At 45.6% G+C, this 15,264-nt stretch carries 15 protein-coding genes; 10 read left to right on the top strand and 5 right to left on the bottom strand.

Translation table 11 applies throughout. The annotated features are described in order from the left end of the window. The first annotated feature begins 134 nt into the window (after nt 1–134). A complete protein-coding gene (locus AC3CIA_RS15330) occupies nt 135–2,615 on the top strand; it encodes a bifunctional diguanylate cyclase/phosphodiesterase (protein WP_488518906.1) in 2,481 nt (826 codons plus the stop codon). 180 nt (nt 2,616–2,795) lie between these two features. Here the strand turns inward: AC3CIA_RS15330 and AC3CIA_RS15325 are convergent, their stop codons facing one another. After that, nucleotides 2,796–3,392, bottom strand: a complete 597-nt coding sequence (locus AC3CIA_RS15325; RefSeq protein WP_488518279.1) for a tRNA-uridine aminocarboxypropyltransferase — start codon at nt 3,390–3,392, stop codon at nt 2,796–2,798. A 2-nt stretch (nt 3,393–3,394) separates the two neighbouring features. Then, on the bottom strand, nt 3,395–4,939 hold the full coding sequence (locus tag AC3CIA_RS15320) for a COG3650 family protein (RefSeq protein ID WP_488518278.1): 1,545 nt from the start codon (nt 4,937–4,939) through the stop codon (nt 3,395–3,397). Between the two features lie 39 nt (nt 4,940–4,978). On the opposite strand from AC3CIA_RS15320, the gene AC3CIA_RS15315 reads away from it, so the two are divergent. Continuing rightward, nucleotides 4,979–5,446, top strand: a complete 468-nt coding sequence (locus AC3CIA_RS15315) for an EVE domain-containing protein (RefSeq protein WP_054548351.1) — start codon at nt 4,979–4,981, stop codon at nt 5,444–5,446. A gap of 82 nt (nt 5,447–5,528) precedes the next feature. On the opposite strand, the gene AC3CIA_RS15310 is transcribed toward AC3CIA_RS15315, so the two are convergent. Beyond that, nucleotides 5,529–6,356 carry a Cof-type HAD-IIB family hydrolase gene (locus tag AC3CIA_RS15310; RefSeq protein ID WP_114634112.1) on the bottom strand — a complete coding sequence of 276 codons (828 nt, stop codon included), beginning with the start codon at nt 6,354–6,356 and terminating at the stop codon, nt 5,529–5,531. A gap of 207 nt (nt 6,357–6,563) precedes the next feature. Further along, entirely contained in the window at nt 6,564–7,544 is a 981-nt protein-coding gene (locus tag AC3CIA_RS15305; RefSeq protein WP_171309424.1) for an alpha/beta fold hydrolase, read from the bottom strand. 81 nt (nt 7,545–7,625) lie between these two features. On the opposite strand from AC3CIA_RS15305, the gene rhtB reads away from it, so the two are divergent. From rhtB to AC3CIA_RS15270, 7 genes are all read left to right on the top strand, one after another. After that, on the top strand, nt 7,626–8,243 hold the full coding sequence (gene rhtB, locus AC3CIA_RS15300) for a homoserine/homoserine lactone efflux protein (protein WP_474356061.1): 618 nt from the start codon (nt 7,626–7,628) through the stop codon (nt 8,241–8,243). A 43-nt stretch (nt 8,244–8,286) separates the two neighbouring features. Further along, nucleotides 8,287–9,507, top strand: coding sequence for an EAL and HDOD domain-containing protein (locus AC3CIA_RS15295; RefSeq protein WP_004736603.1), 1,221 nt, complete (start codon nt 8,287–8,289; stop codon nt 9,505–9,507). A gap of 99 nt (nt 9,508–9,606) precedes the next feature. After that, on the top strand, nt 9,607–9,948 hold the full coding sequence (locus AC3CIA_RS15290; RefSeq protein ID WP_017104736.1) for a metalloregulator ArsR/SmtB family transcription factor: 342 nt from the start codon (nt 9,607–9,609) through the stop codon (nt 9,946–9,948). A 157-nt stretch (nt 9,949–10,105) separates the two neighbouring features. Beyond that, on the top strand, nt 10,106–11,107 hold the full coding sequence (locus AC3CIA_RS15285; RefSeq protein WP_102572240.1) for an ArsJ-associated glyceraldehyde-3-phosphate dehydrogenase: 1,002 nt from the start codon (nt 10,106–10,108) through the stop codon (nt 11,105–11,107). A 41-nt stretch (nt 11,108–11,148) separates the two neighbouring features. Further along, nucleotides 11,149–11,640, top strand: a complete 492-nt coding sequence (locus tag AC3CIA_RS15280; protein ID WP_488518277.1) for a cyclin-dependent kinase inhibitor 3 family protein — start codon at nt 11,149–11,151, stop codon at nt 11,638–11,640. A gap of 97 nt (nt 11,641–11,737) precedes the next feature. Continuing rightward, nucleotides 11,738–12,958 carry an organoarsenical effux MFS transporter ArsJ gene (gene arsJ / locus AC3CIA_RS15275; RefSeq protein ID WP_146458252.1) on the top strand — a complete coding sequence of 407 codons (1,221 nt, stop codon included), beginning with the start codon at nt 11,738–11,740 and terminating at the stop codon, nt 12,956–12,958. A gap of 154 nt (nt 12,959–13,112) precedes the next feature. Then, nucleotides 13,113–14,126 carry an acyltransferase gene (locus AC3CIA_RS15270; protein ID WP_102502508.1) on the top strand — a complete coding sequence of 338 codons (1,014 nt, stop codon included), beginning with the start codon at nt 13,113–13,115 and terminating at the stop codon, nt 14,124–14,126. Between the two features lie 59 nt (nt 14,127–14,185). Here AC3CIA_RS15270 and AC3CIA_RS15265 read toward each other — a convergent pair whose 3' ends face one another. Further along, nucleotides 14,186–14,515: a DUF2500 domain-containing protein gene (locus tag AC3CIA_RS15265; RefSeq protein ID WP_004736596.1), complete on the bottom strand. Its 330-nt coding sequence runs from the start codon at nt 14,513–14,515 to the stop codon at nt 14,186–14,188. Between the two features lie 244 nt (nt 14,516–14,759). On the opposite strand from AC3CIA_RS15265, the gene AC3CIA_RS15260 reads away from it, so the two are divergent. Next, nucleotides 14,760–15,134 carry a hypothetical protein gene (locus AC3CIA_RS15260; RefSeq protein WP_004736595.1) on the top strand — a complete coding sequence of 125 codons (375 nt, stop codon included), beginning with the start codon at nt 14,760–14,762 and terminating at the stop codon, nt 15,132–15,134. Nucleotides 15,135–15,264: the final 130 nt, after the last annotated feature.

Raw genomic sequence — 15,264 nt, 5'->3', positions numbered from 1 at the left:
GGTGACTGTTTTGGGTGGAATCAATGATGTCTAACTAACGTCACATTATTTATAAGACGATCGTAAGTATTCCGTGCAAGCCTTATCTATAATAAGCACAATAACCAATCATTAACGTAACGATTAATGTGAATATGCAATCGACCTCTCTCCTGATACAAGATATAGAGCAAACCCAGCGTGAATTGCAAAAGATAGATTTTCATCAACATGAAGACCTACTGATTCAGGTGTTTTCTTCTTTCGAGAAAGGTTCGGTTTTGGCTGCCTGCCAAGTGATTCAAGCGACTTTCCCTAATGCTAGGCTGATTGGCTGTAGTGCAAACCACTACATCAGCCAAGGTGTCATCCTGCATCAAGGTCTCTATCTTATTGTCACTCGCTTCGATGCGACCTCTTATACTTGTGGCGTTGTCGAATACAGCAATCAACCACTCTTAGATAGTCAATCGATGTGGCAGCAGCTTGAGTGCAATACCAATACTCAAAGTATCATCTGTTTCGCCGATCGTTTGCAGATAAACAACCGCGACTTATTTTCAGCGTTTGAACAATCGAGATATTCATTACCGATCTGCGGAGGTGCATCGACCATCACAGATAATGGGCGATGGGTAATGCTAGACGGCATTTGCTATGAGAATGCTTATGTGATGTTGGCGTTGCACAGTGTCGAGCTCGCAACCACCAAGGGTTATTACACCGAGTGGAACCCTATTGGCCGCACCTTCCGTGTTACTGGTGCTCAAGATAACCGGTTAGCTGAATTGGATGGTATGCCTGTTCGCGATCTTTATAATCGCTACCTTGCTGATGGCCTCGAAGTACCTTTCGAGCAACTGCATAATTTCCCCTTGATGGTCGGCGACCCGAAAGAGCAAAACATTCACTTGCCACTCAAGGTGAGAGAATGTGGAGAGATAGAATTTAGTGGTCATTTTCAGATTGGTGATGAGGTCAGGTTTTGTTACGACCATCCTTCACTGACCTTGGAGCAGGTCCGACTCGGTGTACAACAGATTGCCTCTCATAAACCGGAGCAGTTTTTTATCTACAACTGCACCTCCCGTATCGATTTTATTGATGGTAACCAAGAAGTAGAGGTCTTCCAGACGCTCGCAGACACCTATGGAGTGTACTGCATGGGAGAACTCTATCAAGATCGTGGCCAACAACGAATCCTGCATCATAGCCTCACTTATCTCGCGCTTAGAGAAGGTGAAGGCAAGGCTGTACAGCCATTAGAGACACAACCCACGACCAACATATCGCCTCTGTTTTCATTGATTCGAAATGCACTGCTTGATGTTGATGACATGAACAATAGCATGGCGAGTAAGATTCAGCAGCAAGCGACCGCATTGACGGCGAGCTACCGAATTGATCGTCGCACTGGGTTACCCAATAGAAGTGTACTGCGTGAGAAGCTGTCACAAATGAGCTCTGACAGTCATTTGTTGGCTTTGAAGGTCACCACATTTGGTCAAATCAATGAGAAGTATGGTTATCGAGTAGGTGACAAACTTCTGCATGATCTGAGTGAGTACTTTCAGAAAGCACTGTGGCAGTTTTTTGATGAGGGTTGCCAGCTCTACAGTATTGGTATTGGTGAGTGGGCGGTGGTGTTTGATAGTTGGGCCAGCCAAGAACACATTCATCATCGTTTCTCTGAATTTTCAGATCAAACCGAGCATGTTAATTTTGAGCCGATGGGGCTACCCGATATCGATTATCTTTCGGTTTCGGTCTGCGCAGGTGTCGCGAGTCGTCGCGATTTCCCTACGACCTCCATTGATGATTTATTACTGAAAGCGATTGAAGCTCGACGCAGCGCGGTGAGTCAGAATAAACATCTGGTGAGTGCCAAGGCGTTAATCCAATTAGAGAAGCATCGCCAAGAACAACTCGGTTGGCTATCGTGTGTCAGCCGCGCGGTGCTCAACCAAAATATTGTTGCTTGCTCGCAACCTATTGTATCGGCGCATAGCCATCAGGTAGAAAGTTATGAGTGCTTAGTTCGAATTGAAGAGGATGGTCAGTTGATTGCGCCGGGTAAGTTCTTGCCAATCATTGAAGGAACTCATCTCTATACGCGTTTAAGTCGCCAAATGATAACGCGTACCTTTGATTTTATGAGTCAGCGAACCGATTCGTTCTCAATTAACTTAGCACCACAAGATTTCAACAATGAGAAAACCATTCTTCACCTTGAACAAGCCATCAAAAAAATCAGTCACCCACAGCGTATTGGCTTAGAGGTGTTAGAAACGGAACAAATTCAGGATTACGGTCGCTTGATCGAGGTGTGTAATCACTTCCGAGATCTTGGTGTGAATATTATTGTCGATGACTTTGGTTCAGGCTATTCGAACATTGATGAGATCTTGAAACTGGAACCACAAGTGATAAAGCTTGATGGCAGTTTAATTCGCAATATCGATAAGGATAAAAAGCAACGCAAGATAGCGCAACAGCTGGTGAGCTTATGTCAGATTCTGAATGCTAAGACGGTGGCTGAATTTGTTCATAACGAACAGGTGTGTCGAATCGCAGAGGATATGGGTGTCGATTACCTGCAGGGTTACTACTTCGGCCAACCTCAGCGCTTATTCTGATAGGGAGAGTAAAATCTCTTTTCAGCGAACAGCCAGCGTGTGCGTTTCACGTGAAACACTAAATGGTTCAATAGATTAAAGTACGATGTGAAAAGGGTGAGCTTACGGCTCACCCTTTTTGTTTTTAGTATCTGTCCCGCCCTGAAATGTGCTTATTGCCTTCCTACGCTCCTGCTTGATCTATTTGAGAGCGTGGCCACATTTGTCGGCGTGGAATACTTTTAGATACTGTTGGTAGTAGTCATCAATCAGTTTGGCAGGTTCGCTTTCACCTAAAGACTTGAGTAACTCAATGCCCACTTCGCAAGTACACAGATGGCCCCTGTCTTGATTGCGGCGCAAGGTGTAAGAGGATTCGCTGGTGATGTCGAGGTGAACTTGTGGGACAGCTTGTAACCACGAGCTCTTGTTAAGCATCTTCTTCGCTTCTTGCCATGTGCCATCCAAGATGATGAATAACGGCTTACGATTCTGGGCTTGGGTCATTACAGCTTGCTGGCACTCAATGCTTTTACTACTCGGGAATAAAAGAAACGGTTGTCGTGTTTCATCTTCAAGCAGTGCCATTAGCTCAGCTGGTGGTGTTTTCCTTTGCCATATCAAGGACTGACACTGCTCAAGGGATTGCTCAAGCAACTTTCCGGTGTTGGTGTCTCGCGAAAGCTCATTCTCATGAGTCAGTAGTACAAGATCGGTTTGGCTTTCAACTGTAGGTATTAGATGACAAACGCACTGGTGAGTGAAGCCACAACCATGGCAAGCTTGTTGGTTACTCATCTTTACAGCTTAACTCCACTTTGTGTAGGTGATACACCATCAGCAAACAAAACCACATCGCTGATATCAGCATCATCTGCAATTGGAGCAACACTTGGGTTGAGTGGGTAGCTCACACCAGAGTATGACAATGTGTGTTTCGCAGGTGTTGCACCGCCGCCGCTGACATTGAAGATCAGATCTTGCCAACCGTGGTTTTGTGATTTACCTAAGCGTATGTCGCCCTTAACCAATGTCACTCGACTATTGAAGCGCCAGTTATCTTGATGATTTTCAAAAATAAGCAGTGTACAGCCACCAGAGCCACACCAATCGAGCAGGGCAAACAGTTCTTCCTTACCATCGCCATTTAAGTCGTAGGTTAACCAGCGGTACTTGGTATCGTCAGGTGAGCTGTTGTTGATCTTAAAATACTCACGGATCGCTTGGTCGACTTTTTGATCAAGTTGATCACTGGAGTTCACCTGCTTTGCGGTTAGATCAACGTTAGCGGTGGTGTTGACTTGCGCTTGTGCATTCTTAGCTTCGAATAGCACCAGACCGCCATTGGCAATCGGGTAGACAACGTTGCCCACTTTCTCTTTTTCAGCGACCAGCTTGCCGTTATCGAGCGTGAAGATGCGCTCGGAGATTAAATACTGTTGCTGGTGGCGAGTCATAACCACTTGTACCTGATTTTGGTTCAGTTGCTGCCAGAAGCCTTGTTCAACAATAGAGGGGTCTCCATTGCTGTACGAGTATGTCGTAATGGCGCTGTGGTCATCGTTGAGCTCAAGGTTGATAGAGAATCCAGTGTTCTGCGTTGAGCTAGCGAAGTAGAGTCCGCTCCAGTCCAATGTTGGATCTTGGTTAGAGACCGTTGCACAGCCATTATAGTTACTGTCATTGAGGTTAAGCTTGGCATGCCATCCATAGATAGAATCGCTCATGCCGTCGCTGCAACTCTCTTTTGTAAGGTTGAGTTTGCCTTGCGCTGCTTTACCTTCTAATTGGTAATCACGACTGCTTGGTGTGGTGCGGCTTGATTCAATATCGAGGATCTGTGGCTGCTCGCCCATCTTAGTGTATTTGAGCTGGTCCTTATCGAAGTTTGCTGACCAGAAAGGTTCATTGCCGAATACACGTGTTGAACGCAGGGGTTGGTCACAACGATCAGGGTTTTCTGCGGTGAGGATATTCACTTGATCAACCACGAAACGTGCCGTGAAATCTGCGTTATACCCTGTTTGGCTCGGTACGGTTAGATGACCAATCAGCTCGCCGTATAAGGCTTGGTAAGGTCTCGTTGAGAGCCCTTGAGCTTCTAATGCGAGTTCTGGCGTTAAATCTAACCAGTATTGTTGTTGGCTACCGCAAGGTGTGAAGGTTCGGCTTTCATGGCCAACCACCACCTGGCCACGCATGATGAAGGTTTGCGGTTGAATGCTTAGTGGCTCATCCAAGGTTGCTGGTGGTAGTTCTGGCTTTTGGGGGGAATCTGGTGCTGTGACACAGCCTTGTAGAGCGAATGCGACTAGCCATGTCACTGGGTTTTTCATTACCTTCATGTTATATCTTCCTCGGAGCAACCGTTAATTGGATTTATTATGGCATATTGGTTATTTAAAACAGAACCTGACACCTTCTCTATTCAGACTCTGAGAGTACAAAAAACCTCTTGTTGGGAGGGTGTACGCAACTATCAGGCTCGAAACATGATGCGCGATGACGTTAAGCTTGGAGATCTGGTGATGATATACCATTCATCATGCAAAAAAGTTGGCGTAGCAGGGATCGCTAAGGTAACCAGAGAAGCCTATCCAGATCATTTTCAATTCGACCCAGAAAGTGATTACTATGATGCTAAATCTTCGCCAGAGAATTCGCGTTGGATAATGGTTGATGTCGAATTTGTGCGAGTGACTGAGCGCTTAATTCCTTTGGCAACGCTTAAAGCGATGCCTGAGCTAGCAGAAATGCCGTTGGTTAAACGGGGCAATCGCTTATCCATCATGCCAGTTACAGAGCAAGAGTGGCAGGCGATCTTAAGCAAAGAAGTGCTAGGTTCTCGTTAGCGTTAGAGAGAGCTTTTTACGTAAGGTTCAAAAAAGGCAGCCATTGGCTGCCTTTTTATTTATTCAGATCTCTTCGACGAGATTAGAGCAGGTGCTTTTCTAGGTAGTGAGCAACGGCGTCGTCTGCGCTGCTGCCAATCACTTCATTGTCTGGCAAAGCTTTAAATACTTTCTCATGCGATGTACCCATCACTAAGCCTTTGCCTGCCATAGCCAGCATCTCGGCATCGTTCATTCCGTCACCAAAGGCAATACAGTTATCCAGTGTCAGGTTGAGTGACTTCGCAACAGCGTCTAAGGCATGGCCTTTAGAAACTTCAGCGGCCATTACTTCTAAACACCAAGGCGTTGAAAAGGCGATGTTCAGCTTGTCGCCAAAAGTATCTCTTAGCTTTTGTTCAAACGTGACGAGATATTCGTGGTCCTGTTCTGGGTGAGTGAAAAAGACTTTCGCAATACCTTCGCTTGGTGCATTTTCTGCTTCAAAGCGCTTGTAGCTAAAGCCAGACTCACTGTGGAATTTTGCCAGCATTTCGTCTTCACGATCCAGTAGCCAATCTTCATTCTGGTACATGTGAATAAAGAGATTTGGATCTTGGCGAACAATATCGATAACAGGTTGAACGAGTTCCTGAGGCACGTTCTGGCTATACATCAGTTGATCGTTCTGGTCATGCACGCGTGCACCGTTTGAAGTGATCATGTACGCCGGAATACCTGCGATCTGACGAATACCCGCCACATCGACGTGGTGACGACCCGTAGCGAAGATAAAGGTATAACCTTGGTCGTGTAATTTCTTAAGTGTTAGCTTGGTAAAGTCGCTTAGCTGATGGTTGGGAGCCAAAAGCGTACCATCTAAATCAGAAGCAACAATTTTCACGGAATCTTTTAGTGCAGGAATACTCATTTAACCCTCATTGCAAAAATGCTTAACCAATATCGACGCTAGCCAACGCTAGAATCGTTTTAACTACAATATCTCTAGGTAGAAATTGTATGCCAATTTCATGCAAGAAAAGAGGGCAAAGCTCACTTACTTCTCTTCCTCTTTAGCACTTATGTTCTTGGTCGGTTACTCAGCTTATTCGCTTATTCGCTTATTAGTTTATTAGCTCTAGGCAAAAAACTGATTGATAGCATTCAGTGTTTGATTGCGATATTCGTCTTTCTCAAACAGCACCTCATGCTTAGACCCTTCAATGGCCTTAAACTGGCAGGCTGAGTTGGTTTTCCTCAGTTTATTGATGAACTTCACTTGAGCGCTGTTGCTGACAATCTTCTCTTCTCCAGCTTGAATCAATAACAGTGGGATCTTGATTTGACGAGTTTGTTGTATCGCCTGCTTCGCTGCCATTAACCCTTGCCATACCCAGCGAGTGCTTGGTCCGCCAACCTGCAAAGAAGGGGACCCGTCATACAAGCAACGGAACCAGTGATAGCGTACCTTGCTGTGGCTGAGTAAGTTATTTTCGAAGGGCTTAGAGTAGTACGCTTGCTGCCCCGGGGCATAAGTCGGCTTAGCATAGAAAGCGGTGAGTACTTGCCCAACAACCATCGCGATGGGCTTGAAGTACCATTCAGTCTTAATCCCAAACATCGGAGCGCACAGAGTAACTTTGTCAAACGGGTGATCGGGGTGAGTTTGTAGATAGCGAGTAGCTATGGTGCTGCCCATTGAATGTGCCAGTAGGTAGCGATTGGAGTATCGGCTTAGGTCAAAACTGGCAATGACGTCAGACATGTCTGAGGCGTAATCATCAAACTCATGAATGTGACCAATGTCAGAGTCTGTTACCATACGTTCCGACTGGCCTTGACCTTGGTGGTCAAATGAATAAACGTCATAGCCTTGCTGATAAAAATCATAAAAGAGTTCTTGGTATTTCAAGCAACACTCAATGCGGCCATTTGAAATAACAATGGCTTTGGTGTGCATTGGTGAGGTTAGGCTACACCAGTACAGCTTCTTTTTACCTGATGATGTGACATACCCATCTTTACGTTGTTGCCAAAGGGCAGGGATCGGGTGTTTAATCGCTTGCTCGAACTCAGGTTCTTGCGTGTACGAAAATGGGGCGGCACTGTGGTTTTCCATGGGAAATTACCTGAACTGATGCATGTGAGAGCTTTATCGCTACTAATGTTGTTAGATTAAAGAACTAGTAAGGAAATGCAAATGGATACTCATGTTTGGCTTGCTTATGTCGTCACGGCGATATTGTTTAGTTTGGCTCCGGGCTCAGGTACCGTTAACTCAATCAGCAATGGGCTAAGTTATGGCACCAAGAAGTCACTTGCGTCGATCGCCGGCTTACAGCTCGGTCTTGCATTCCACATCATGCTGGTGGGTGCAGGTATTGGTGCTCTGGTGGCTCAATCTGCGTTGGCGTTCACCATCATCAAATGGGTAGGTGTGGTTTACCTTGTGTGGTTGGGTATTCAAAAATGGCGTGATAATTCTAGCTTGGTGGCTTCAGAAGAAAGCTCAACGCTATCGAGTGGTAAGCTGCTTAGAAATGCCGTGCTTATCAATCTAACTAACCCAAAATCTATCGTGTTTTTGGTGGCTCTGTTTCCTCAATTTATCGATCCTACACAACCGCAAGCACCGCAGTTATTAGTGTTAGGAGTTACAACAGTATTCATTGATAGTGTTGTTATGTTGGGCTACACCTCATTAGCTTCACAAATGGGACGTTTTATTCGTTCTGATCGTATAATGGGTAAGATAAATAAAATATTTGGTGGTATGTTCATGGGTTGCGGTGCCTTGCTTGCTGCCGCTAAAGCTTAGTAAAGCAATACAGTTATAGATAAATCAATAGAGTTATAGATAAATGACCGCTACCTACGTTGCTCGACAACCTATCTTAAACCGTAACAAGAACACGCTTGGTTATGAGCTGTTGTTTCGCGACGGAGAAAGGAATGCCTACCCAGCGCATATTGAGTCTAATCGAGCAACGTACCGTCTGATTGTTGAGAACTTCTTATCGGTTGGGCATAACCCTTCGATTCCATCTTCGCGCTGTTTTATTAATTTCCCTCATCAAAGCTTGATTCGTCGGCTTCCTTTAGGCTTGCCGAAAGACAAGGTTGTGGTCGAGATTCTTGAAACCTGCCAACCGACGGATGAGCTGTTAGAGGCGGTCAAAGAGCTCTATCAAGCGGGGTACATGATTGCCCTAGATGACTTTACCTCTACGCCAGAATGGGAACGATTCCTTAAATACACGCATATTGTTAAGCTCGATATCATGCAAATGGGCTTGGATGAAGCGTGTGATTTGGTAAGAGCTCATCAAGGGAAGAAGTTTAGCTTTCTGGCTGAACGAGTCGAAACTGAACAAGAGTTTAAGCAAGCGAAAGAGGCGGGTTTTAAGTTCTTCCAAGGGTACTTCTTCAGCAAACCTGAAATCATCAAGACCAAGTACATTAGCCCTGAGCAAGTAATTGCGATGGAGCTGTTCCAAGAAGTGTGTAAGCCGGAAGTCAACTTCCAACGTGTCGAAAGCATCGTCGCGAAAGATGTCGCCTTATCGTATAAGTTACTGCGTTTTGTGAATACCATGTCACCTCGCCTTGAGGTCACCATCTCTTCGTTCCGCCAGGCTTTGGTTTATCTGGGGCAAGAGAAGCTGAAAATGTTTGTCTCGTTGGCAGTGGCGTCTTATGTCTCTGATAAAAAGCCAAAAGAGCTATATGGCTTATCGCTTCAGCGAGCTCAGTTCTGCCAACGTATGTCTCGTTATCAGGCATTTGAAGGGCATGCCGAGCAAGCCTTTATGATTGGTTTGTTCTCGTTGCTTGATGCGCTGCTCGACTTGTCGTTAGAGAATTTAGTTGAGCAACTGCCTTTGTGTAAAAGTATCAAGGTGGCTCTGTTACGTAGAGAAGGGCCATATGGAACCTTGCTGGCCCTTGAAGAGAGCTTTGAACATGCCGATTGGCAGCAGATGGATGAGCACTGTGCTCATTTAGGATTGAGTGTGGAACAGGTTAAAACTGAGCTCACCGAAGCTCGACGCTGGAGTCATAACGTAACCAATCAGCTCTGATTTATCTTCGTTAAACTTTTATGACAATTATAACGCACGCCTTGACGTGCGTTTTTTTACACCTATCATATATGCATATCCATATATGAGTATGTAGTTATGCTTCCTCACCAATTTTTTAAATTACTGTCCGATGAAACGCGAGTGCGTTGCTTAATGTTGATAGTTCGCAATGAGTGCTTATCGGTTGGTGAGTTGACTCAGGCATTGCAAGAAAGTCAGCCAAAGGTTTCACGCCATCTTGCGCAGTTGCGTTCAAACGGCATTTTGACTGATGTTCGCCAGGGGCAGTGGGTGTTTTACCGCCTGTCACAAGATTTACCAGGTTGGATGCTAAAGTTAATTGACGACCTTATCGCATCGAACTGTTTGAAAACTGAATACCAGCAAGATATTGAGCGCTTAGAAGCCATGACTTCACGCCCTCAATGTTGCGTTTAAATACATTAAAACTTATTGCGAAATAGTTGGAGTTGCAGCTAGGCGACAAGTGAACTTATCCCTATGAGCATAGATGTCCTATGTGATTAGGGTAAGTGAACGCAGTCAACAACGCTGCGGCTTCAAATATGAAAGCAATTAACTGAGAGAACAGAAAATGACAGTCAAAGTAGGTATTAATGGTTTTGGTCGTATCGGCCGTCTAGCACTTCGCGCAGCTTTCGATTGGGAAGAGCTAGAGTTTGTTCAAATTAACGATGTTGCTGGCGACACAGCAACATTGGCTCACCTTCTTGAGTTTGATTCGGTTCAAGGTCGTTGGAATCACGAAGTGGCTGTTGAAGGCGATGAGATGATCATCAACGGTCAACGCATCAAAACCACAAAAGAGCGCGACATTGATGCGATCGATTGGTCTGGTTGTGATGTGGTTATCGAAGCGACAGGTGTTCACCGTAAGACCTCTTTCCTAAACAAATACCTAGAGCAAGGTGTGAAGCGCGTTGTGGTATCGGCTCCTGTGAAAGAAGAAGGCATCGCAAACATTGTTGTCGGTGTGAACGACAATATCTTCGATCCTGCGGTACATAAAATCGTAACGGCAGCGTCTTGTACAACGAACTGTCTCGCGCCAGTGGTTAAGGTGATCAACGAGAAGCTTGGTATCGAGAACGCAGCTTTCACCACTATTCATGATCTAACTAACACGCAAACGATTCTTGATGCGCCCCACAAAGACTTACGCCGTGCACGAGCATGTGGCATGAGCCTTATCCCAACAACAACGGGCAGCGCTAAGGCGATTGTTGAGATCTTCCCAGAGCTTGAAAACCGTATCAACGGCCACGCGGTTCGTGTACCACTAGCGAATGCTTCTCTGACAGACATCATCTTCGAAGTGAAGCAAGACACCACAGCAGAAGAAGTCAATGCGATGCTGAAAGAAGCGTCTGAGAATGAACTGAAAGGCATTCTTGGCTTTGAAGAGCGTCCACTGGTTTCTATCGATTACAAAGGCGACCAACGCTCAACAATCGTGGATGCACTATCAACGATGTTGGTAGGTAAGCGCATGGTTAAGATCTACGCTTGGTATGACAACGAGATGGGCTACGCGACACGTACCGCTGAGCTGGTTCGCACAGTCGGGTTAGCATAAGCCTGCGTACTTAAGAAATAGTAGAATCTGGAGATTACACAATGACACATCCAACATGGCAACTAGACCTAGAGCAAGGTGCGCTAGTGCTTACTCCGTGCCCAGGCACTAAAGACGCTGATCTAGATGCATCATTAATACAACTGAGAGCACAAGGCGTTGAAGCTATCGTGACAGCACTTGATGACCATGAGCTTGCAAGTAAAGACGTGGCGGCACTTGGAGAAAAAACACGTGTGCTAGGCATGCAATGGTTCCAGATCGAAATTGAAGACGACTGTGCACCGGGTGCTGATTTTGCTGCGAAATGGCAAGCGGCTAGCCCTGCGTTGCATCAAGTGGTTGATAACGGCGGCAAGGTAGCAATGCACTGTATGGGCGGTTCTGGCCGCACTGGCTTGCTGGCTGCACACCTGCTGTTAGAGAAGAGCTGGGACATGAGAAAGATTGTTCAAGAGGTGCAGGCACTGCGTCCGGGCGCATTTACTAAGCCCATTCAGGTTGAATACATTAATGGCGTAGCGAACAGCTAATAAGCCATTGTTGTTATACAAGGAGCTTTTGATATCTGGAGTGTTGAACTCATCATGATCCAAAAGCTCTTTTTGTTTAGATTGCAGAGATAGCGTTATGTTTTCAAATCTAAGTAAGAGCGTTCGCCAATACATGTTGGTGACTTTCAACTACTGGAACTTCACCATTACTGATGGTGCACTTCGTATGCTGGTGGTTCTGTATTTTTACGACCTTGGCTACAGTTCACTAGAAATCGCCTCACTGTTCCTTTTCTATGAATTCTTTGGTGTGGTGACCAACCTAATCGGTGGCTGGTTAGGGGCGCGTCTTGGGCTCAATAAGACCATGAACATCGGGTTAGGGATGCAAGTCGTCGCCTTGGGTATGCTCGCGGTGCCAAGCGCAATGTTGACTATTCCTTGGGTCATGGCGGCGCAGGCGTTGTCTGGTATTGCTAAAGACCTCAATAAGATGAGTGCCAAGAGCTCAATCAAAACCTTGGTTCCGGATGAGCAGCAAGGTGCACTTTATAAGTGGATTGCAATTCTGACCGGATCTAAGAATGCACTGAAAGGTGCTGGGTTCTTTATCGGTGGCTTACTGCTTTCGACGATTGGTTTCCAATACGCAGTGCTAGCGATGGCTGTTGTGCTGACATTGGTGTTCATTGGCAGTTTGGTGAGCTTAGAAGCGGACATGGGCAAAGCGAAAACCAAACCTAAGTTTAAACAAATCTTCTCTAAGTCTGAATCCATCAATATCTTGTCGGCTGCGCGTATGTTCCTGTTTGGTGCTCGTGATGTGTGGTTTGTGATTGCTTTGCCGATTTACCTCGGCAGTGTGTTTGGTTGGGATCACTCATGGGTGGGTGGTTTCTTAGCAGCTTGGACAATTGCTTATGGCTTTGTACAGGGCATAGCGCCGAAGATTACCGGTAAAGCCCAAGGCAAGGTGCCTGATGGACATGCAGCGCTATTATGGGCGGGTGCGTTGGCTATCGTGACTGCCTGTATTGCCTATGCGGTGCAAATTGGCTGGCAACCCGAGTTCGTTATTATCGGTGGCTTGATGGTGTTTGGTGCCATCTTTGCGGTGAACTCATCGCTGCACTCATATTTGATTGTGAGTTATGCGAAAGGCGATGGCGTTTCTCTTGATGTCGGTTTCTATTACATGGCAAACGCGATGGGTCGCTTGATTGGCACGATATTGTCGGGCTTGGTATTCCAAATGGCCGGTTTGTCTGCGTGTCTGTGGGTATCTTTTGCGTTCTTAGCGATAACGACGGTGATCTCTCTGCGTTTACCTAAAGTGCCGCAAATCTCAGCAGCATAAGCTTCAGCCGCACGAACTAAATTCACACGAACTAAATTCACACGAGCTAAATTCGCGATAAGCCTCTCCTTTAACACTAAGCTGACTTGGTATTTATTCCGGTCAGCTTTTTTATTGCTATAGTAGAATGATTGAATATTAATCAGGCATTTACATGAAGCAGCGAATTCTCTTTTTTGATTTAGCACGATGTGTCGCGGCCATAGCAGTTATCGCGATTCATGTTTTGGCGCCTTATCGGAATGAATTAGGCACCATTCCTTTCGGTGAGTGGCTGACCGCCATTACGGTGAACGGTTTCAGTCGTTGGGCGGTGCCGGTGTTCATCTTGATTACTGGTGCTCTGATGCTGAGTGATCAGCGCCCGTTTGACGCCAAGTACTACCTCAAGCGTCGTCTGGGTAAGGTGCTGATCCCTTTCATTGTCTGGTCGCTTTTCTATACCTACCTATCGGGTTGGTCTGCGATGGGCTTTGATGCTGACGTTAGTTGGGATGTGCTACTCAATAGCTATCATCACTATACCTACTATCACCTTGGCTTCTTTTATTACTTTATCCCACTCTACTTTGTTATTCCGTTCTTGCAGATCATGGTCAGAAAGTACGGTGATAGATCTGTCTATGCCTTTACGGCGGTATGGTTGTTCACTACGTTATTGTTCTTATTGAAAATCGATGGCCCTTGGAGTCACGAATTGTGGTTGTACACCGGTTACTTACCATTGGGTTACTTGCTGTATAAGATTGTGCCACTTAACAAGATGACAGTTGGCGTGAGTGTGTTACTGGGTGGGCTAGCGTTACTAACCACGGTTTACATGGTGGTTGATGCAAGCTTGGTGGCAGAAGAGTACACGGTAGGGCGCTGGCTATCTTACAAAACGTTGAATACCGTATTAGCAGCGAGCATGGTGTTCATGGTATGTCGTTATTATGGTGAAGGCTTGTCTGAGAAGAGCAATCAAGTGGTTGGTTTTATCAGTAAGCACAGCTTAGGTATTTACCTGCTGCACCCGATTTTCTTATGGCCAATGAAAGAGTTCGGTTGGTACCAAGGACACCCTGCTTGGGTTATTCCATTATGGATCGTGATCAGCGGAGCAGGCGCGTTATGGATGAGCTGGTTGGTCTCTAAGTCAGAGAGAACGCGTTGGTTATTGCCTTAGCGGTGGGTGCTAAGGCTTTCTGATGGATTGCTTAGAAGAGAAAGTTGAGGCGGCTAGGGTTAGCGCTTCAACGCAAAGTGTAAGAACTTATCGCCTTGGTAGGTTAAGGTTCCTTTGTCGCCAGGGTTAAGGGCGTGGAAGTAGTGGATGCCGACTTGGAATTCTCGCTTCGGACCAACCACACCACGTTGAACGTAAATCCAGTACTCTTGATCTTCTTGGCCAGGTTCTGCGTCAGGAAGGTCGATGGATTGTTTGTCTAACACCGTGACATTCACTTTCTTTTCTGGCGCATTTTCACCTTGCGAGTGTTTTCGATAGAAACCAATAAATACCCAAGCCGCTAGACCAGCAAGTGCAAAGATGGCAAAAAAGAGTGAATTAGGCATATAACCTCCATGTAGTCGTGATGGTTATTCTAGTCTTTCAAGCAATAGGGATATGTGTTTAAAGCTGTTATTCGTGAACTGTTGTAAGCCAAGCTGATTATTTTTCGGCAGACATCACATTTAGTGGCTTGTTTGGGATAAAGCATTGTTATTTATTGTCTCTTTCTCACGTAAATATCAGTAAATTTGTATAAAAATAAGGGAATGCTCGACTAGAATTATAGTGTGGAGTGGGAGGGCCAAGATGACCGATATTGAAAAAGTGGTGACAAGAACTCGCAATATAGAGAAGTTATTGAGGCTTCAATATCATGCCGAAGGCGAAGGATTGCATGAGCTTGTAACAAGCTGTGAAGAAAGGCTACCGCACGATATGGTGAGCAAGCTGCGTTATATCGCAACGTGTCGTAATAAGGTAGTCAATGAACATGAGGCTAAGTTGGAAGACCAACATAAGTTCATCATGATGTGTAACGACTGTGAGAAGGAGCTGACTCCACGTAGTGGTCGCTTTATCTGGCGAGTTGCGATCTTACTGATGATGGCAATGACTTTAGCAGCCGCGGGTTTCTATTATGCGAACTGGGATGTGCTAACACTGCATCTGTTTTCGAAGTGAAAAAATTGAACAAAAAAAGGGACGCTCATGGCGTCCCTTTTTTTATTTGTAACTTGCTTAGTACATCATCGGTAGTGTCATTAGACCTACAACTACCGCGATCATTACAAGTCCTTGTCTTTGCGAAGAT

The sequence above is a fragment of the Vibrio sp. QJM3NY_27 genome (assembly GCF_057785955.1).
This window is presented reverse-complemented; position numbering and strand designations above follow the sequence as displayed.